Origin of the sequence: Bradyrhizobium sp. MOS001, assembly GCF_004634465.1 — a bacterium.
In the GTDB taxonomy this organism is placed as follows: Bacteria; Pseudomonadota; Alphaproteobacteria; order Rhizobiales; family Xanthobacteraceae; genus Bradyrhizobium; species Bradyrhizobium barranii.
Genome location: NZ_SPVJ01000021.1, coordinates 37,632 through 56,356, shown reverse-complemented (window position 1 = coordinate 56,356; position 18,725 = coordinate 37,632). Strand labels below are relative to the sequence as shown.

The following is an 18,725-nucleotide window of genomic DNA, read 5'->3' as shown; positions in this document are numbered from 1 at the left end:
CACAGATTTTGGGGCCCGAACTTCACCTCAGACTGGACGCGCTCCCTAAGTCTTGGGAAGAATAGCTCAATTAGATCAAAAGGGAATGGCATTGTCCCACATTGCATCCGTGGCGGGAGAGGATTCGGACAGCGCAGGCGCCGAAACCAGGACGTTTGCCGATATCGGCGGCCTTCTCGACTTTTATGCGCGCAAGACGCCGTCGGCACCGGCTCTCCTCGCGCCGGGCCGGCCGGCCCTCACCTACGGCAAGCTGGGTGAGTTGGTCCAGCAACTGGTCCGCACCCTGCGGGGGCTCGGCATTGCGCCTGCCGACCGGATCGCCGTTGCGCTGCCGCGCGGCGCCGACAGCGCGCTGGCGCTGATCGCGGTCGCCTCGGCCGGCGCCTGCGTCCCGGTCAATCCCGATCTGACGGCCGACGAGCTGCAACGCTATTTCAGCGAATTGAAGCTGACCGCGCTCGTCACCCGGGCCGACATGAATTCACCAAGTCGTGACGTTGCCAAGGCGCTCGATATCGCGGTGATCGATTTCGTGCCGGGGCCGAACGACAATCTCGGCGGCTGCGCGTTCATCGGCCCGGCAGTCGGGCCCGCCAGCACGAGCGGCGCCTCGCGCGGCGACGATGACGCCTTCATCCTGTTGACGTCGGGCACGGCGGCGCGGCCGAAAATGGTGCCGCTGACGCAGCGCAATGTGTGCCTGTCCGCATACAATGCCGGCCGCGTGCTGTCGCTCGCAGCCCACGATCGCCTGCTCAATGCCCTGCCGCTGTTTCACGCCCATGGTCTGATCTCCGGCCTGCTGACGGCACTTGCCGCGGGCTCCAGCGTGATCTGCACCAACGGTTTCGACGCATTGTCCTTCTTCGGCTGGATGCGGGAGCTGCGACCGACCTGGTACACGGCGGTGCCGACCATCCATCGCGCGCTGCTGACGGCGGCCGAGGCCGACCCGGACCGCGCCCGCTCGTCGTCGCTGCGCGTGATCCGCTCGGCCTCATCCTCGCTCGCGCCCGCGATCCTGAACGGGCTGGAGGCGATGTTCGGCGTTCCCGTGCTCGAGACCTACGGCATGACGGAAGCGGCCTCGCAGATCTCCGCCAATCCGTTCGAGCTGCGCAAGGTCGGATCGGTCGGCCGCGCTGCGGGCCCCGAGATCGCGATCATGGACGGGGCGGGCCGCACGCTTGCGAGCGGCGAGCATGGCGAGATCATGCTGCGCGGGCCGAACATGAGCCGCGGCTATTATAATGACGAGGCCGCGACACGGACCGCCTTCCGCAACGGCTGGTTCCGGACCGGCGACCTCGGCTATCTCGACGCCGACGGCTATCTCTTCATCGTCGGCCGCATCAAGGACGTCATCAACCGCGGCGGGCAGAAGATCTCGCCCCTGGAGGTCGAAGAGGTCCTGCTGAGCCATCCGGCGGTGCTGGAGGCCGGCGTGTTCGCCGTCCCGCACCAGAAGCTCGGCGAAAACGTCGCCGCCGTCGTGGTGCTGCGCCCGAATTCCGAAGCAACTCCGGACCAGCTTCGGCAGTTCGCGCGCAAACGTCTTGCGGCCTACAAGGTGCCGAGCCTGATCCGCGGCGTGGCCGCACTGCCGAAAGGCGCGAGCGGCAAGGTCAAGCGCAACGCGCTGGCCGATCTGATCGCAACCGCGGAGCATGGCGTCGAAGCGCAATTGCCGCGCAACGCGCTGGAGACCCAGCTCGCGGGGATCTGGGCCGGTCTGTTGGAGCTGCCGCAGGTCGGCATCGACCAGGATGTCTTCGCGCTCGGCGCAGACTCGCTCGCGGCGACGCAGATGCGCTCGCGCTTGCGCGAACGCTTCAATGTCGACTTCTCCTTCGAGGATATCTTTGATTGCGCCACGGTCTCAGCGCTTGCGGCCCGGATCGAGACCGCCACAACCCATCGCGAGACGATGGTGCCCGCATGGCGCCAGGCGGCTGCGGCAGACGCGCCGCTGTCGTTCCAGCAGCAGCGGATGTATGTGCTCTCGCGGCTCGATCCGACCCGCTACAATTACAACGTCGTCGAAGTCGCCGTTCTCAAGGGCCTGGTCGACGTCGCCGCGCTTTCTGCGAGCCTCGCCTCGATCTGCGCGCGCCACGAGGCGCTGCGCTCGGTCTTCACCGAACGCGAGGGCGAGCCGGCGCAGCGGGTGCTGCAATCACCTCCGCGATTCGAGCGGATCAAGCTCAAGCCCTGCGCCGCGGACAAGCAGGGCGCAATCATCCGGCGCGAGGCGCTCGTGCTCGCGCAATATCCGTTCGATCTCGCGCGCGAGCCGCCGCTGAAGGTCACCCTGCTGTCGTTCGACAAATCCAGCCACGCGCTGGTGGTCAACGTCCATCACCTCGTCACCGACGGCTGGTCGCAACGGCTGTTCTGGGAGGAGCTTGCCGCCCACTATGCCGCTGCGCGCAAGGCAAGCGCGGTGACGTTGCCCTCGCCCGCCTTCCAGTATCGCGACTTTGCGCTATGGCAGCAGAGCTGGGCTCGGACGCCGGCGGCGAAGGAGCAGCTCGATTACTGGCGGACCCAGCTCGACGGTGTCACCACACTGCCGCTGCGGACCGACCGGCCACGCCCGGAGGTCTGGAGCGGTCACGGCGCCCGTCACTATCTCGAATTCTCCAAGGCACTGTCGGCCGATCTGCGCGCGCTGAGCCAGGACCAGGGCGTCACGCCTTTCATGACGCTGCTCGCGGCTTTCCAGTGCCTGTTGTTCCGCCACACCGGACACGAGGATGTCGCGACGGGATCGCTGATCGCCAACCGCAACCAGATCGAGAGCGAGCGACTGATCGGGCTGTTCGCCAACACCCTGATCCTGCGCAACGATTTCGGCGGCGATCCGGGTTTTGGCGAAATGTTGCGGCGGGTGCGGCAGGTCACGCTGGATGCCTACCGCAACCAGGACCTCCCGATCGAGGAAGTGCTGCGCGCGCTGCAGATCGCGCGCCGGAGCGACGGCAACCCGCTGTTCCGGATCATGTTCATTCTCCAGAACGCCTCGATCGAGGCGGCGCGTTTCCCCGGCCTGTCGACGCGGCGGCTGGAGGTCGACCCGAAAGTCGCGCGCTTCGACATCACGCTCGAACTGGTCGAGGCCGACGGCCGCTTCACGGGCTTCTTCGAATACGCCACCGATCTGTTCGACGCTGCGACCATCGAAGGCATGGCCGCTCAATTCAAGACCCTGCTCAAGGCCGTGATCACCAATCCGGAGCAGCGCATCTCGCGCCTGCCGCTCCTGACGGAGGCCGAACGCCGGCAGTTGCTGGCGAAAGGCCAGGGCGTGGTGGCCAATTTCACCACGCGCGGCAATCTTTGCGAACGCCTCGAGCGCCAGGCGAAGAAGACACCAAACGCGATCGCCGTCTCCGACGGCCGCACCTCCCTGACTTATCGGGAGCTCGCCCGCCGCAGCCAGGCGGCCGCACGCTGGCTCGCGCGCGAAGGTGTTGGCGCCGAGAGCGTTGTCGCCTTGCTTGCAGATCGCGGGCCCGACCTGCTCGCCGCGATGATCGCCGCGCAGCGCGTGGGCGCAGCCTTCCTCAATCTCGATCCCGACCAGCCGCCGGCGCGGCTTGCGACCATCCTCGGATCGAGCTGCGCCCGCATGCTGCTGACCGGGCGCGCCCAGTCGGCCATGGTCGAGGCGCTGCTCGAGCCGCTGGTCGAGCGCATCCATGTCGCCGAGCTCGAGGACGCGATCGCACCCGGATCGACCAGGCCGGCCCGCGCGGCGCGGCGCGCGGCCGCGAGCCTCGCCTATCTCATCTACACATCCGGCTCCTCCGGCGCGCCGAAGGGCGTCATGATCGAGCAGCGCGGGCTGTCGAACCATCTGCCGTCGCTCATTTCCGAGCTCGGCCTTACGGCCAGGGACGTGATCGCCCAGACTGCGCCGCAGAGCTTTGTCATCTCGGTCTGGCAGTTCCTTGCCGGTCCCATGGTCGGCGCGCGCGTCCATGTCTGCGACAACGCAATCGTGCAGGACCCGATCCTGCTCGCGCGGGAGATCGAGCGTGAAGGGATCAGCGTGCTCGAGATCGTCCCGTCGCTACTGCGGGTGATCCTCGACCGCATGGACGACGCGCAAGTCCAGCGCGCCTTTGCGGGATTGAGGCTCCTGATCTCGACCGGCGAGCCGCTGCCGGTCGATCTCTGCCGCAGCTGGTTCGCCCGCTGCCCGAAGGTGTCGCTGATCAACGCCTATGGCGCATCAGAATGTTCCGACGACGTCTCGCTGCATCGCCTGAACAAAGCGCCGGCGGCGGCGACGAGCAACGTCCCGGTCGGCGCGCCGCTGCCCAACACCCAGCTCCATGTGCTCGATCAAAACCTCCAGCCGCTGCCGGTCGGCGTGATCGGAGAGCTTTGCATCGGCGGCGCCGGCGTCGGCCGCGGCTACATCAACGATCCCGCGCAGAGCCGGCAGCGCTTCCTGCCCGATCCGTTCTCGCGCCAGGAAGGCGCGCGGCTGTACCGGACCGGCGACCTCGCACGCCGCCGCGCCGACGGCACCATCGAATGCCTCGGCCGCGCCGACCATCAGGTCAAGGTCCGGGGCTACCGTATCGAGCTCAAGGAGATCGAGAACGCGCTTGCCGACCATCCTGCGGTGCGCGCCGGAATCGTCGAGCCGCGCCGCGAGGCGAGCGGCGATGTCAGGCTGATCGCCCATATCGTCGCAAGGGCCGGCAGCCAGAGCAGCGCCAGCGCGCTGCGCGACTTCCTGAAGAGCCGGTTGCCGGGCCATGCCATCCCGTCCGCATTCCTGTTCCTGGACCAGATACCGCTCAATGCCCATGGCAAGATCGACCGGTCGGCGCTGCTGGCGCCCGCGCAGCAGGACATCTCCCCACCGGACGCCGCCGTGCCGGCGCGGCACTTCACCGAAAAAGTGCTCTCGGACATCTGGGTCGACCTGCTGAAGGTCGAGAGCCTCGGCGTGACCGATAATTTCTTCGATCTCGGCGGCCATTCGCTGCTGGCGGGCCAGGCGATGGCGCGCGTCGCCCGTGCGCTCGGCGTGTCCTTACCGATCAAGACCATCTTCGAGGCTCCGACGATCGAAGAACTCGCCCGGCGGGTTGACGAGGCCGTGGCAGCAAAGCCGCGCAAGCCGGCAACAGGCATGTTGCGGCCTGCTGAAAGCGGGCTCCCAACGCTCTCGATCGCACAGGACCAGATGATGCGGATCGAGCAGAACCTGCCGGGCCTGCCGCTGTTCAACCTGCCCTTTGCCTTCCGCCTCCAGGGCCCGCTCGATCCGACCACCCTCGCGCAGGCGTTCGGCGACATCGTGCGCCGCCACGAATCACTGCGGACCGGGTTCGGCCGGAGCGGCGAAGAGCCCGTCAGCCGCATCGCGACACCCGGTGAACTCGGACCGGCCCTCACGATCGAGGTCATCGGCGACGGACGTCCCCACGACAACAAGCGGCGCAAAGCCCTCGAACTCAGGAAGATCGATCTCCTGATCGAGCAGGAGACCTACGCCCCGTTCGACACTGCGCGGCCGCCGCTGTTGCGGGCGCGGCTGTTGCGGCTCCATGCCGACGATCATGTGCTGCTGCTGACGCTGCATCATGCCATTGCCGACGGCTGGTCGATCGGCGTGCTGTTCGAGGAGCTGTCCAACCGCTATGCGGCGCTGGCCGGACGTCCGTCCGTGCCGCTGCCGAAATTGCCGCTCGCCTTTTCGGACGTCGCCCGCTGGCAGCGCTGGTGGTGCGGCACCGACGCCGCCCGCCGCCAGGCCGCCGACTGGACGGAGAATCTGCGCGGCGCGGCCCCCGTCTTCGACGGCGAAGCAAGCCCCGGCGCGTCCACCGGGCATCACCCCGTCAGCCTCGAGCGCGAGCTGATCGGCCGGCTCACGGCGTTCGCCGGCCGGCATAACAGCACGCTGTTCATGTGCCTTCTCACCGGCCTGAAAGCCCTGTTGCTGGCGCAGAGCGGCCGCAGCGACATTTCGGTCGCCACCGCCATGGCCAATCGCGCCCAGCCGGATACCGACCGGGTCGTCGGTCCGTTCGAGAACACGGTGATCGTCCGTACCCGAATCACGCCGGAGCTGTCGTTCGCGCAAGCCCTGGCCCGGGTACGCCAGAGCGTGCTCGACGCGCATGCGCGCCAGGAGCTGCCGTTCAACATCCTTGCCGACCATCTGGAGCAGGAGGGGATCGAACCGGCCTCGCTGCTGCAGGTCTATTTCACCCTGCAAAATCCGCTGCGCCAGCCGCTCGATCTGGCTGACGTCACGATCGAATCGATCGGCAACGTCGCGCGCGAAGGCCAGCCGGTGCTGCCGATCGACCAGACCTGGCTGTCGCTGATGCTCAAGGAGCGCCCCACCGGAATCACCGGCTCATGCAATTACAAGGGCGAGCTGCTTGATGGCCGCAGGGTCCGTGAGTGGATGGCGAATCTCGTCGCGCTGCTGGATGCGGCCGTCGCCCACCCCAACACGCCGCTCGGCCGATTACTCGCTCGCAGGGCGGCATGACCGGCTGTACGGGACGGGAGAACACAGGTTCACTCGCCAAAGCTGTGAATGACCAAGTTGCATCTTGATTATTTGGCGCCAGCGCGCAAGATTATTCCCTCGATTTGATTTGGACGATTATTTTCAACCGGGGGAGTATGTTATGGGTTTCATCAAATTTACCAAGGGTACCTCGTTGAGCGACAAGGACCGCAAGGCCCTGCAAAAGCTGCTGGGCGCCGAGAAGAAGAAGCTCCAGTCCGCGCTCAAGGATGTCGACGCCAGCCTTTCGATGCTGGGCGGAGCGAAGAAAGCCAAGAAGAAGAAGAAGTAAGGATCGTCGGCCGGGACGCCGCACGAATCCTCAGGCTTCATTTTCCGGATATGGGCCGCTCGCTTGTCGAGTTGGGGTCTCGCACAAGCTTGCGCCTGTAAACCGGCCTGCAAATCGACAAGAAATTGCCCGGGTGGACCGTTAGAAGCGGTCCGCTCAGTTGATTCTTGCTCAGTTGATTCTTCCGTCAGGGCCGGAGACTTGGCCTCCGCCTGACGCCATGGGCCTTATTGATGGCAGACGACAGAATTGAACTGTTTGTCGGACTGATCGAGACCATTGACGCTCCGGGCGCAGTCGATGCGTGCCGGCGCCTGCTCTCGGTCGACGAACGGATCCGCGCCGATCGCTTCATGTTCGAGCGGCATCGGCGGCAGTATATCTTCGCGCACGCGATGCTGCGCCTGGCGCTGTCGCAGGCCGCGCCGGACGTCGCACCCACCGATTGGTCCTTCGGGGCCGGTCGCTACGGGCGGCCGTTTGTCGCGGCGCCCGCGACCTCGACCGCGCTGCATTTCAGCCTGTCCCATGCCGATGGCTGCGTTGCCTGCGTCGTGTCCGGGCATGAGACCGTCGGCGTCGACGTCGAAACCGTGTCACGGCGTGTCGCGCCCCTGTCCACTGCGCTTCGCTTCTTTGCGCCGGAGGAGGTCGAAACGTTGCGCGGACTGCCGGAGCCCGCCGCGATCGAGCGCTTTTTCGACTATTGGACGCTCAAGGAGGCCTATCTGAAGGCAAGGGGGTTTGGGCTCAATCTGCCGCTCGACGCTTTCGCGATGCAGGTGTCCCGGGAGGCCATCGAGATCAGCTTCAAGCCCGATATCGCCGACGATCCGCATGCATGGCGCTTCTCGCTGTGCTCGCCGTCGCCCTCGCATCGCCTCGCGATCGCCGACGGCTCCCGCGCGGACGGCGGCCTTCCCATCACCCGCAATTCCTGGCCGTTCCAGGAAGCGGCTGAATGACGCCCCCGCGGCTGCGCGTCTTTCCCGCGATCTCGCGCAACCGCGATCCCAAGAAATATGTCGGCGAGCTGATGCGGGTGGCACAGTTCGCCGACCGTAACGGCTTCGAAGGCATCCTGCTGTTCGAAGGCAACGACGTGTTCGTCGAGCCCTGGGCGATGGCCCAACACATCATGGGTGAGACCGCGCGAAGCTCGCCGCTGATCGCGGTCAATCCGGTCTACATGCACCCGTTCACCGCGGCAAAATTCGTCTCGTCCTTTGCGCAGCTCCACGGCCGCAAGGTCTATCTCAACATGATCACGGGGACCGCGGTCAGCGATTTGCAGGGGCTGGGCGACGAGCAGTCGCATGCCGACCGCTACGTCCGGCTCGGCGAATTCGTCGCGCTGATGCGCCAATTGCTGGAAAGCCCTCGCCCGGTGAATTTCGAGGGCCGGTTCTACCGCGCGAGCAATCTGCAACTTCGCCCGCGCCTGCCGGCGGAGCTGATGCCGGAATTCCTGGTCGCGGGCCAGTCGGAGGCCGCGCAGCGCGTGGCGAAGGAGACCGGCTGCATCAAGATGCAGATGCTGCCGCCCGATCTCGATCGCGGCCTCGATGCGCCCGGAATGAACTTTGGCATCTTCGCCCGCGAGGGACGCGACGAGGCACGGCAGGCGGCAACGGCGCGTTTCCGTGACAATGCCGATGACCGCGAGCTGCTCGCGCTCACCGTGGAGAACAGCGATTCCGTGTGGAAGCGGCGGCTGTATGAAGGCCAGAGCGGCGAGCTCGCTGACAATGGCTACTGGCTGCTGCCGTACCTCACCTTCCAGGCCGACTGCCCCTATCTCGTCGGCAACTACATCGAGATCGGCGCAAAGCTGAAGGATTTTGCGGCGAAGGGCCTGACCACGATCATGCTCGACATGGTCGCCGACGAGGCCGAGATGCAGCACGTCCGCAAGGCGCTCGCGGCGAGCGGGATGTTCTAGGACGTCACGCCGAGCGGACTGAGCCGTGCCAACGGCTCGCTGCCCTCCGGCCGTCGCAAAAGCTGCATGACATGACGCTTCAGGCGTACGAACTCGGGTTCGGTCACGAGATCGTGGCTGCGTGGCCGCGCGAAAGGCAGCACGACATCCTCGATCACCCGGCCGGGTCTTGCGCTCATCACGACGATACGATCGGCGAGGAACAATGCCTCGTCGATGTCGTGGGTGACGAAGACGGTTGTGGTCGGGATCTTGCTCCAGATGTCGAGCAGGACCTCCTGCATCATGCCGCGCGTCTGCGCGTCGAGCGCGCTGAAGGGCTCGTCCATCAGCAGCACCCGCGGCTGGTTGATCAGGACCCTCGCAATTTCCACGCGCTGCTGCATACCGCCCGACAATTGCGTCGGATAGAACGCCTCGAAGCCGGAAAGGCCGACCAGCTTCAGGATCGCGTCGGCGGCGCGGTCGCGCTCCCTCCTCGCGAGACCCCGCATCTTCGGGCCGAAGGCGACATTGTCACGCACCCGCTTCCAGGGAAACAGCGTGTGCTGCTGAAACACCATGCCCCGGTCCGGGCTCGGACTCTGGACCTGCTGGCCGTCGACCGTGAGACGTCCAGCCGTGATCGGCAAATGCCCGGCCAGCGCGCCGAGCAGCGTGGATTTGCCGCAGCCGGAGGGACCGAGGACGCAGACGAGCTCGCCCGGCGCAATCGCGACATCGAGACCGCTGACCGCTTCGAATGCATCACCGCCCGCTCCGAGCGAGATCGAGACATCGGCGAAGTCGATCCGACCGACGCTCTTCGTGCCGATATCCGCGACCCGAATGTTCATCGCGCCACCTTCGGGCTCCGCCAGGGCATCAGAAGCCGCCCGGCCGTCGTCAGCAGCCAGCTGGATCCCATGCCGAGCAGACCGATGATCAGCATGCCGACGATGATGTCGGCGTAGTTCTGGAGCGTGTAGGCTTCCCAGGTGTAATAGCCGATGCCGAACTGGCCTGAGATCATCTCCGCGGTGACGAGGCAGAACCACGAGGTGCCCATGCCGATTGCAAGCCCGGTGACGATGCTGGGCGCGGCGTCCGGCAGCACGACCTCCCTCAGGATCGCCAACTCCCCCGCGCCGAGGCTGCGGGCGGAGGCAACCAGCCGGCGGTCGACATTCGCGACACCGTGGACGGTGTTCAGCACGATCGGAAACAAGGCACCGATGAAGGTGATGTAGATCATCGAGAGTTCGGACGACGGAAAGATCAGGATCGACAGCGGTATCCATGCCACCGCCGGTATCGGCCGCAGCAATTCCAGCGGCGGCAGCAAAAGATCGCTCGCGGCGCGTGACCGGCCGATGGCAAAACCAAGGATCACGCCGATCACGACCGCCGCCCCGTAGCCCGCGAACACCCGCCAGAGGCTACTGGTGATATGTGCCGTCAATTTCGGCGAACGAAACAGGGCGAGCGCGGATTGAACGACCTCGACCGGCGGCGGCACGTTGCGGAAGGTCACGATCCCCAGATTGAGATGCGTGGTCGAAGCGACCTGCCAAAGGGCAATGCAGGCCAGGATCGAAAGGCCGCGGACCATCCAGCGGATGCCCGCAGGCCGCGCCTTGATAGCGGTGGCCATCGCCTCACCGGCTCGCGACGAGGGACTCGCGCGCGGCCGCGAAGTCGAGCACCGCGCCACCGTTCTTCTTCGACCAGCCCTCGGCCGCCTGCTTGAGCAGGAACGCGCTCAGCTCGCCCTTGGATGACCGCACGAACCAGGCCTGGTTTGCGAACAGCTTGATGCCGCTCTCGCGATCCTGAGCGTAGACGACGCGGATGGTCTTGCCGTCCTTCTCGAGGCCGGCGAGCGCCTTCAGCGCGTTCTCGGGCGAGGCATAGTGGCGTACATGAGCCTCGTCCTTGACCCAGATCTGCGCGACGCGGCTGTAGTCGTTGATCTCGGCGCCCGTCGCAGCGTCCTTGGCGCGAAGCGGAAGCTGCGCATAGTTCTTCAGTTCGGAGTCGTAATCGCGCCCCGCCTGCGCCGCCGCGATACGGATGAACTTGTCGGTGACGAACTGGTTGATATCGAGATCGCTGTCCGCGCGCTTGAGCAGCTTCAGCGTCTTGATCGAGGTTGCGACCGCCTGGCGGTACTCCGGCTTCCAGGTCACATCGCGGGTCTGGAGACCGAGCGGTCCGTGAAAGAGGTAATCGACCTCCGCCTCGATGCCGGTCACCTTCGCGATCAGCTCGCTGTACTTCTCCGGCTCTTCAGCGATCAGGCGATCCGCTTCCAGCGCTGCGCGCAGATAGGCGACGACGATCTCGGGATATTTCTCGGCGTATTCCGCGTCGACCAACCCACCGTGGAATGTCGGGGCATTGGCCTGCGCGCCGTCAAAGATCTTGCGCGCGAAGCCGCGCCACGGAAACAGTTCGGCGAACGGAACGAAGTCGGCATGCGCCTCGACCTTGCCTGCCTGCAAGGCCGGCCCCGCAACCTCCGGCGCCTGCGTGATGATGTTGACGTCGGTCTCGGGATTCCAGCCCTTGGCCTCGATCGCGCGGAGCAGCATGCCGTGCGAGGTCGAGGCGAAGGGAACCGAGATGGTCTTGCCTTTGAGCTCATCGAGCGATTGCACCGGCGAGCTCGACGGCACCACGATGCCGTTGCCGCTGCCCTTGGTGCTGCCGGACAGCACGCTGATGAAGAGGCTGCGGCGTCCGGCCTTCTGGAACGCCACGCCGTTCAGCGAGCCCGGAAAGTCAGCCATCGCGCCGAAATCGAGCTTGCCTGCGACCATCTCGTTGGTGAGCGGCGCGCCGCTCGTAAAATTCTTCCACTGGATGTCGTAGGTGACATCCTTGTACTTGCCATCATGGGGCAAAAATTTCTCAAGCAGCTTGAGCTCGCGGATGAGCAGTCCGCCGGTCGCGCAATTGATCGTCGTGTCCTGCGTCCCGACCGCCACACGGATCGTCTCCGCCTGGGCCGGCGCGAACATCGCAACGGTGATGGCCACAATGGCCACACTGAATCTCAAAGAGCTGAATTCGATCATCGAACTGTCCTCGGGAGGCCGGGCGCGTGCCGGCGACAACGCTGGCCGGCACTATCGAAGGCGCGGCGCAACGCTTGAAGCAATTACTTGCATCGCTGTCGCAGGACGTTCGCGCCATGATTCCGTCGCGCAACGACGCAAAGGATTTTCTCAGGACGGAGCCATGGACAGAGGAATCATTCCACTGCCGATCGCCGCGCGTATCAAGCTTTGCTAAGTGATTTGGAACGATCGCAAAGAGATGGACATCGCACCATCGCCGCACTTACCTATTCGCAGGCCCCTGGAGAGCTGACGGATTGCGATGACCATACTCAAGGAAGCTGCCGCGATCGAGCCTGCCGCTTTCGCCGACCGGCCTCATGCAGGCGTTCCGTTCGACTGGATCGACCACAAGAAGACGCGGCGGGTCCGCAGCACACGTGCAAGGCCCGCAAGCTCGGCGCTGTTCATGAGCGAGACGATCGACGGGCTGAATGCCGGCGCGCATTTCCTCGACCGTTTGTCCGCGTCGGAGCAGGCGCGCGTGCACGCGGCCGGCCGCATCATCTCGGTGCCGCAGGGCGAAATGGTATTCAGCCAGGGCGATGGCCACGACGGCATCTTCATCATCCGCCGCGGACAGGTGCGGGTCTATTACACCGCGCCGTCGGGACGCGAGATCACGCTCGCCTATTGGACGCCGGGACATTTCATCGGAGGCCCCGAGATATCCGGCGGTGGCATTCACATGTGGTCGGGCATCGCCATCGAGGCCTGCGAGATCACGACACTCTCCGGGCCGGCGCTCGAGAAGCTGTTGACCGGCATGCCGAGCTTCGCGCTGGCGCTGATCGACGGCCTCATCGCCAAGGGCAAATGCTACTCCTCGATGGCGCAGATCCTCGGCACGCGCTCGGTGATCGAGCGGCTGGCGCAGTTCCTGCTCACGCTGTCGGAGTTGCACGGCACGGCCGACGGCGACACCATCATCATCAACCGCAAGATCACCCATGACCAGATCGCGGCCATGGTGGGCTCGACCCGGCAATGGGTGACGATGATGCTGAAGCGTTTCCAGAACCGCCGCATCATCGCCATCGACGGCAGCACCATCCAGATCAGGCGGATCGACCTGCTGGAGCAGATCCTTTTCAAGGACTGAGGTTCGCCTCTCCAGCGCCAGCGCTTTGGGCGTTGAAGCACCCTCAGCGTCATGGCCGGGCTTGTCCCGGCCATCCACGTCTCACCCCTCGGCGCAAAGAACGTGGATGCCCGGGACAAGCCCGGGCATGACGACCTACGCGGGGAGAGGTGAAGCTCACCGCGCCTCTTCGAATCCCGCCAGCACCGAGGTCAGGTTCGCGCCCAGAATATCCGAGAGATAGCCGCCCTCCTGCACGAACACGGTCGGCAGGCCCATCTTCGCGATCGCCTGGCCGATGCGCCGGAAGCCCGGCGTGGTGACGGCGAGGCCCTTCAGTGGATCATGCTCGGAGGCATCTAAGCCGAGTGCGATGACGAGGGCGCCGGGGGCAAAGGATTCGATCGCCCTGCGCGCGACATCCATCGCCTGGATGTAGCCGTCGTCGCCGGTGCCGATGGCCAGGGGGACGTTGAGATTGGCGCCGAGGCCGGGTCCTTCGCCGCGCTCATGCGCGTAGCCCCACACATAAGGATAGTACGCGATGGGGTCGGCGTGGATCGACACCGTGTAGACGTCAGGGCGTGCGTAGAAGATTCCTTGCGTACCGTTGCCGTGGTGGACGTCGACGTCCAGGATCACGACGCGCTCGTGCTTCAGACGCAGATGCGCCGCGGCGATCGCGCTGTTATTGAGGAAACAGAAGCCGCCGGCCATGTCGCGGTAGGCGTGATGGCCGGGCGGACGGCAGAGTGCATAGGTCGCATCCTCGCCGTCCATCACCATCTGCGCTGCCGTGACCGCAACATCGGTGGCAGCGCAGGCCGCGGCCCAGGTGCCGGGACCGATCGGCGCCGCGGTATCGGCGGTGTGCCAGCCAAGCTTGCCGACGATGTGGGTCGGATAGGTCGCGGCATGGCGCACGGGATGGATGTTGCCGATCATCTCCGGGCCGGAATCGCCGAGCGCGGTCCAGGCGTCCCAGGCTTCGCTGAGGAACGACAGATATTCCGGGCTGTGAATCCGCGCACGCGGCCCCTGTCCGAATGTCGTCGGTTCGACCAGTTGATGCTTGCCGTCCTTCAACCCCTTGAGCAGGCGATCGGCGCGCTCGGGCTGCTCTGTGGTGCGCTTGACGACACCGCGAACCAGGAAGAATTGCGGATCGTGGCTGCGATGCAGTTCGGTATGGACGGCTTTCACTCAAACACTCCGTGGTCGCGTTGACGGTGCCCACAGATGTCTAAATGCCTGCGGCGGCCAGATGCAAGCAAGAAGAATGCCGCCGCTTTGGTGCTGCTCTGCGCCGGAGGCAGACCGCCCGTGATGCTCTAGCAGCGCCCGCGCTGGAGGCAGTGCTCGCGGCCCTGCTGGTCGGTGCGGAAGGACTCGACGAAGCCGCCCTGACGCTGGGTGACGAAGACGGTCTTGCCGTCGCTGCCGCCGAAGGCGAGATTGGTCGGCTCCTTGCCCTTCAGCGCAATCTCCCGCTCGACAGCACCATTGGGCTTCATCAGCGCGATGGTGCCCTTGAGGATGCGCGCGACATAGAGACGGCCGGCGACGTCGGTGCGCAGGCCGTCGACGGTGTCGGGCTGGAAGGCTTTGACGAGTTTTGCGCCGGTGAGCTCGTTACCGCGGACGGTGTAGGACCAGATTTCGCCGCTGCTGGATTCCCCGACATAGAGCGTCTTGCCGTCAGGGCTGAGGTCGATGCCGTTGGTGGTGCCCATCGCGCGCGGCGCGGGCATCACCTGCCCCTGCACCGTGCCGTCCGCAGATTTGGCGATGCGCCAGATGTGGCCTTCCCTGCCCTTCCAGTTCGGATCGCTCGCATAGATCGTGCCGTCGCGCGCGACCGTGATGTCGTTGGGCTGGTTCATCTCGTCGGAATGAAACCAGACGACGGGCTCGCTCGCGCCCTTCGGGACAGCGAAGATGTTGTGCTTCTTGTAGTCGGCAATGAACATGGTGCCGTCACGCGCAAAGCGGATGGCGTTGCCGACGCTGCCCGCGGGCAGTGCCGTAAACTGCTCCGAAGCCGCGCCGCCCACCGGCAGCTTGCCGATGGTGCCGGGCTTGCCAAAGTTGACCACGAAGAGATTGCCGTCGAGATCGGCCGCCGGCCCTTCGATGCCGAAGGTGTATTCGCCCGACGGCGTCACCTGCACGCTTTCGAACAGCTTTGTTTCAGCATGGGCCGGCGATGCCGCGATGACGAGAAGGAGGCTACTGCACAGGCACCAGAAATTCCTGCCGAATGTAATAGCCATCGTCGTCGCTGCACTCGCCATTCAGATAGGGATCGGCAGGCCGGAAGAATCGGCTGAAGCCGGGTTTGTCTACAGCGCTCCTTTGTGTCACGACAACGACCTTGGCGGCCGGTATTTCGCCGCATTCCTTATTGGTCTTGCCAAAGAACTTGCGCTGCGGCGGGCCGGACTTGATCTGCATCCGCGTGCCCGGAACCATTTTCGCAACCAGCAGGTCCGCGGTATCGAGCACGCGCGTGTAGCCAGGTTCGGTCCTGGGCAGGCTTTCGCCGCCCGGCGGCATCAGCTTTTCGGCGCCGATACCGCGCAGCCGCGTGCGCAGCTTGCCGGAGCCTGGATCGCCCGGATAGATCCAGCCGTCCTGCGACAGCATGAAGCGTAGCACCGTCGCGTCCTTTTCCGCATCCGATTGCCCTGCCTTCAGGCCGAAATCCGAATGGCAGCCGACGCAGTGCTTTTCGACGAGCCCCTTACGCAGCGTGGTGAGCCGGATGCTGTTCTGCGCGTCTTTTGCGACGAAGGCGGCAAGCTGATCGATCAGCGCCTGGCTGCGCATGTCGCAAGGCAACGGCGGCGGATCGCCAGCAGCGCGATCGATGCGGATTACCGTCTGGTTCTTGTCCTCGACCAGCCAGATTGCGCCGTCCTCCGCGACCGTCATGCCGACGGGCGCTCCTTGCGGCCGCGCGCCGTTGACGCGGTGCCAGCCTGCGATCAGCTCGTCGAACGGCGCGGCGGCGACGTCGCCGGCGTCGGTCTGAAAGCTGTGGGTCGGATCTGCCGCGCAACTGACGTGGTAACGCACCGGCGCCGGGGCGGGCTTCGGGAAGCCATGGTCGTCGACGTCATAGACGAGGACGCGGCTGCCGGTCGGGCGATAGCCGTGCAGGCCGACCAGCAGCTTGCCTTCCAGTTCCGGGAATTTCGCGCCGTGATAATAGAGCATCGCGAGCGGCGCGCCGTGCGGCGGCATCAGCGAGAACGGCGCCTTGTAGAGCGCATTGGCCGTGCAGAGCGATTTGTAGACCCCGGATTGCAGCACGAGCTTGAATTCGGGGCTCGGCGTCGACAGGTCGTAGCAATAGGGCCAGCCATAGTGCCTGCCCTGCTCGATCGCGTTGATCTCCTCGTTCGGCTTGAAGATGTCGGGCAGGTCGCGCCCGTTCTCGCCTTGCAGGAAGGCGTAGCCGGCATCGGGAAAATTCGGATGCAGCGCCAGCGCCATCGAATTGCGCAGGCCGCGCGCGTAGACGGTGTGCGGCGGGTCGGGATCGGCCGGCTTCAGCGCCGGGAAGGTGCCGCCCGCGGGCGGTGTGAACAGCCAGATCGAGGCCATCGCGGACGCGCCCTCGGCCGCCGCGCATGGCCTTGTGATCGGCGCCGGCGTGATGCAGTCGTCGCTGTGCGAGCCGACATTGACGAACAGCCGCCCGTTCCTGTCAAAGACGAACTGCTTGAGCGGATGCGCGCTCTCGTCGAGCCTGGTGCCGTCGGGCAATGTGATCCGGCGGCCGGGCATGTGCCGGATGATGGTCTCGACCGTGCTGCGGGGATTGTCGGCGAGCGGATCGAACCGGAAGATCGTCTCCGCGGTCGAGGCGTACAGCTTCTTGTCCGGGCCAATGACGAGGCCGAACGGATATTCGATGGCGGTCAGCAACTCCTTGAACCGCTGCCCCTGGGGCGCGCGGGGATCGAGCAGCAGCAGCCGTCCATCGGTGTGGCCCCAGCCGCCCATGTCGGCGACCACGAACAGGTCACGGCCCGGCACCTGGATGATCGAGCGCGGAAATTTCAGGCGATCCTCTTCGCTGGCGACGAGGCCGGCGCAGAATCCCGCCTTCATGTCGATCTGGATTCTGGGAAAGGCGAGATCGCCGCTGCCACAGGTTTCCGTGCCGATCGCGTAGCCGCTTTTCCTCACCGGCTCGGAGGAGGCTCCCGGGGCAAGACCGAACAGCGCTCCGGCGACGATCGCCGCAAGCAGGCTTCGGCGTTCATGCCAGAATGTGAGCTGGTTCACGGCGGTCCCCCGGACTTTCGGTCCAAAGTTGTTCCATGCCATGGGAACGCCGTCCAGTTGATCATCACCCCCCTGTGATCAAACCCGCTCGGGCCTTCGCAGCGACCAATCTCCGTAGATTCCCTTACCGGGCTCGCCCCGAATGTTTCGCAAAGGCCTCGGGTGGTATCGATTTGCCATCCCAGTCGCTCCCGACAGGAGACGCATATGGTCCAGGTCTATTTTCACTGCTCCAACACCGAAGGCACGCTGATCGATCGCAGCGGCACCGCGGTGGCCAGCCTGACCGAGGCGCGTGACCGTGCGGCCCAGATCATGCATTCGATGATCTACACCCCGGGTGCCGAAGACTGGCGCGACTGGGTGATCCATGTCAGCGGCTCCGACGGCGAGGAGATCTTCGACCTTCCCTTCACCGCCATGCTCGGCAAGCCGCATTGAGGTGATGTCGTGCTGTTCGCTTCATTAACCCTGCTCTGCCAGCCCCTCAACCTCGTCGCCACCAATTGGCAGAAGCTGGTGCGGATCGCAGGCAACCCCTACCGCCCCGAGCTTCACTACATGCGCGGGCCTGGCCCGAAATGGCACGCCAAATATCGGGCCAGCCGGCTGGATCGCAGGCTCTGAGCGCAGTCCGCGGCTGCTCCCCTACCTCCCCGTAAACTTCGCCTTGCGCTTCTCGACGAAGGCGGTGCGGCCTTCGATGGCGTCGGCGCTCTTGCGGATCGTGGCCTGAACCTCGATCTCGCGGCGGAACTGCGCCTCGTAAGCCGCATGCTCGCTCTCCTCGACAAGCGCACGCGTTGCGACCAAAGCGCGCGTCGGGCCGTCCGCCAGACGGCGCGCCAGGGCCAGCGCCTCGTCCATCAGCTTCGCATCGTCGACGACCTGCCGCACCAAGCCGATCTCCTGCGCGCGTTCGGCCGTCAGGGGCTCGTTCAGCAACATCAGCTCGAGCGCGCGCTGCCGGCCGACCAGCCGCGGCAGCAGCCAGGTCGAACCGAGGTCAGGCACCAGGGCGATCCGGCTGAACACCTGGATGAAGCTCGCCGACCGCGCCGCAACAATCATGTCGCCGGCCATCGCAAGGCTGAAGCCGCCGCCGGCCGCGACGCCGTTGACGGCGACGACGACAGGCACGCGGCATTCGCGCAACGCCTTGAACGCCGGCCAGTAGAACCGCATCACGCCGGCGGCGATGTCCTCGCCCAGCGCTTCCGATGCCTTCAAATTCTGTCCTGAGCAAAATCCGCGCCCCGCGCCGGTGAGGATCAGTGCGCGAATGCCCTCATCCCCAGTCATCTCGGCGACGGCGGCAGCGAGCGCGCCGAGCAGGTCCGGCGTCATCGCGTTCAGACTCGCCGGCTCGTCGAGCGTCAAGATCCCAACCGCGCCATCCCGCGCCTGTTTCACACCTGCCATGCCGCGTCTCCCTTTGGATTTTCTCGTTGGCGGCAATGTGC

At 65.5% G+C, this 18,725-nt stretch carries 15 protein-coding genes; 8 read left to right on the top strand and 7 right to left on the bottom strand.

All coding sequences use genetic code 11. The features are described 5' to 3' along the window. The first annotated feature begins 85 nt into the window (after positions 1-85). The 4 genes from CT676_RS24140 (at position 86) to CT676_RS24130 (ending at position 8,784) form a co-directional block, all read left to right on the top strand. Positions 86-6,529 (top strand): non-ribosomal peptide synthetase, encoded by a 6,444-nt coding sequence (locus CT676_RS24140; protein ID WP_135215551.1) that lies wholly within the window; start codon positions 86-88, stop codon positions 6,527-6,529. Positions 6,530-6,671: 142 nt separating this feature from the next. Further along, positions 6,672-6,842, top strand: a complete 171-nt coding sequence (locus CT676_RS44250; RefSeq protein ID WP_014497648.1) for a hypothetical protein — start codon at positions 6,672-6,674, stop codon at positions 6,840-6,842. A gap of 233 nt (positions 6,843-7,075) precedes the next feature. After that, positions 7,076-7,807, top strand: a complete 732-nt coding sequence (locus CT676_RS24135) for a 4'-phosphopantetheinyl transferase superfamily protein (RefSeq protein ID WP_085403246.1) — start codon at positions 7,076-7,078, stop codon at positions 7,805-7,807. Further along, the gene (locus CT676_RS24130) at positions 7,804-8,784 is read left to right on the top strand and encodes an LLM class flavin-dependent oxidoreductase (protein ID WP_085403245.1); all 981 of its coding nucleotides are present in this window, start codon (positions 7,804-7,806) and stop codon (positions 8,782-8,784) included. Before CT676_RS24135 ends, CT676_RS24130 begins: the two co-directional genes overlap by 4 nt. On the opposite strand, the gene CT676_RS24125 is transcribed toward CT676_RS24130, so the two are convergent. Genes CT676_RS24125 through CT676_RS24115 form a run of 3 tightly spaced genes read right to left on the bottom strand, consistent with a single transcriptional unit; the run spans position 8,781 to position 11,786 of the window. Next, positions 8,781-9,620 carry an ABC transporter ATP-binding protein gene (locus tag CT676_RS24125; protein WP_085403244.1) on the bottom strand — a complete coding sequence of 280 codons (840 nt, stop codon included), beginning with the start codon at positions 9,618-9,620 and terminating at the stop codon, positions 8,781-8,783. The two genes, CT676_RS24130 and CT676_RS24125, sit on opposite strands and share 4 nt — an antisense overlap. Continuing rightward, entirely contained in the window at positions 9,617-10,417 is an 801-nt protein-coding gene (locus CT676_RS24120) for an ABC transporter permease (protein WP_085403243.1), read from the bottom strand. The genes CT676_RS24125 and CT676_RS24120 overlap by 4 nt, the downstream gene beginning before the upstream one ends. Positions 10,418-10,421: 4 nt before the next feature. Continuing rightward, the gene (locus tag CT676_RS24115) at positions 10,422-11,786 is read right to left on the bottom strand and encodes an ABC transporter substrate-binding protein (protein WP_094184296.1); all 1,365 of its coding nucleotides are present in this window, start codon (positions 11,784-11,786) and stop codon (positions 10,422-10,424) included. A gap of 19 nt (positions 11,787-11,805) precedes the next feature. Here CT676_RS24115 and CT676_RS24110 point away from each other — a divergent pair, with 19 nt between their 5' ends. Both CT676_RS24110 and CT676_RS24105 read left to right on the top strand, forming a co-directional pair. Then, on the top strand, positions 11,806-12,060 hold the full coding sequence (locus CT676_RS24110) for a hypothetical protein (protein WP_094184283.1): 255 nt from the start codon (positions 11,806-11,808) through the stop codon (positions 12,058-12,060). A gap of 87 nt (positions 12,061-12,147) precedes the next feature. After that, a complete protein-coding gene (locus CT676_RS24105) occupies positions 12,148-12,987 on the top strand; it encodes a Crp/Fnr family transcriptional regulator (RefSeq protein ID WP_135215550.1) in 840 nt (279 codons plus the stop codon). Positions 12,988-13,143: 156 nt separating this feature from the next. On the opposite strand, the gene CT676_RS24100 is transcribed toward CT676_RS24105, so the two are convergent. The 3 genes from CT676_RS24100 to CT676_RS24090 form a co-directional block, all read right to left on the bottom strand. Then, positions 13,144-14,169, bottom strand: coding sequence for a histone deacetylase family protein (locus CT676_RS24100; protein WP_085403242.1), 1,026 nt, complete (start codon positions 14,167-14,169; stop codon positions 13,144-13,146). A 128-nt stretch (positions 14,170-14,297) separates the two neighbouring features. Next, complete coding sequence (locus CT676_RS24095) at positions 14,298-15,239, bottom strand: SMP-30/gluconolactonase/LRE family protein (RefSeq protein ID WP_085403241.1); 942 nt, start codon at positions 15,237-15,239, stop codon at positions 14,298-14,300. Continuing rightward, on the bottom strand, positions 15,196-17,262 hold the full coding sequence (locus tag CT676_RS24090) for a PQQ-dependent sugar dehydrogenase (RefSeq protein WP_135215549.1): 2,067 nt from the start codon (positions 17,260-17,262) through the stop codon (positions 15,196-15,198). The genes CT676_RS24095 and CT676_RS24090 overlap by 44 nt, the downstream gene beginning before the upstream one ends. A 207-nt stretch (positions 17,263-17,469) precedes the next feature. On the opposite strand from CT676_RS24090, the gene CT676_RS24085 reads away from it, so the two are divergent. Next, positions 17,470-17,703 (top strand): hypothetical protein, encoded by a 234-nt coding sequence (locus tag CT676_RS24085; RefSeq protein WP_014497658.1) that lies wholly within the window; start codon positions 17,470-17,472, stop codon positions 17,701-17,703. Positions 17,704-17,712: 9 nt separating this feature from the next. Beyond that, entirely contained in the window at positions 17,713-17,889 is a 177-nt protein-coding gene (locus CT676_RS44245; protein ID WP_167768137.1) for a hypothetical protein, read from the top strand. A gap of 21 nt (positions 17,890-17,910) precedes the next feature. Here CT676_RS44245 and CT676_RS24080 read toward each other — a convergent pair whose 3' ends face one another. Next, the gene (locus CT676_RS24080) at positions 17,911-18,684 is read right to left on the bottom strand and encodes an enoyl-CoA hydratase-related protein (RefSeq protein WP_135215548.1); all 774 of its coding nucleotides are present in this window, start codon (positions 18,682-18,684) and stop codon (positions 17,911-17,913) included. Positions 18,685-18,725: the final 41 nt, after the last annotated feature.

Coding starts and splice junctions, on each gene's coding strand:
- CT676_RS24115 (WP_094184296.1), bottom strand. CDS start 11,786: ATGTTCGCGCCGGCCCAGGCGGAGACGATCCGTGTGGCGGTCGGGACG.
- CT676_RS24080 (WP_135215548.1), bottom strand. CDS start 18,684: ATGGCAGGTGTGAAACAGGCGCGGGATGGCGCGGTTGGGATCTTGACG.
- CT676_RS24095 (WP_085403241.1), bottom strand. CDS start 15,239: ATGGCTATTACATTCGGCAGGAATTTCTGGTGCCTGTGCAGTAGCCTC.
- CT676_RS24135 (WP_085403246.1), top strand. CDS start 7,076: ATGGCAGACGACAGAATTGAACTGTTTGTCGGACTGATCGAGACCATT.
- CT676_RS24140 (WP_135215551.1), top strand. CDS start 86: ATGGCATTGTCCCACATTGCATCCGTGGCGGGAGAGGATTCGGACAGC.
- CT676_RS44250 (WP_014497648.1), top strand. CDS start 6,672: ATGGGTTTCATCAAATTTACCAAGGGTACCTCGTTGAGCGACAAGGAC.
- CT676_RS24125 (WP_085403244.1), bottom strand. CDS start 9,620: ATGAACATTCGGGTCGCGGATATCGGCACGAAGAGCGTCGGTCGGATC.
- CT676_RS24105 (WP_135215550.1), top strand. CDS start 12,148: ATGACCATACTCAAGGAAGCTGCCGCGATCGAGCCTGCCGCTTTCGCC.
- CT676_RS24120 (WP_085403243.1), bottom strand. CDS start 10,417: ATGGCCACCGCTATCAAGGCGCGGCCTGCGGGCATCCGCTGGATGGTC.
- CT676_RS24085 (WP_014497658.1), top strand. CDS start 17,470: ATGGTCCAGGTCTATTTTCACTGCTCCAACACCGAAGGCACGCTGATC.
- CT676_RS24130 (WP_085403245.1), top strand. CDS start 7,804: ATGACGCCCCCGCGGCTGCGCGTCTTTCCCGCGATCTCGCGCAACCGC.
- CT676_RS24110 (WP_094184283.1), top strand. CDS start 11,806: ATGGCCACACTGAATCTCAAAGAGCTGAATTCGATCATCGAACTGTCC.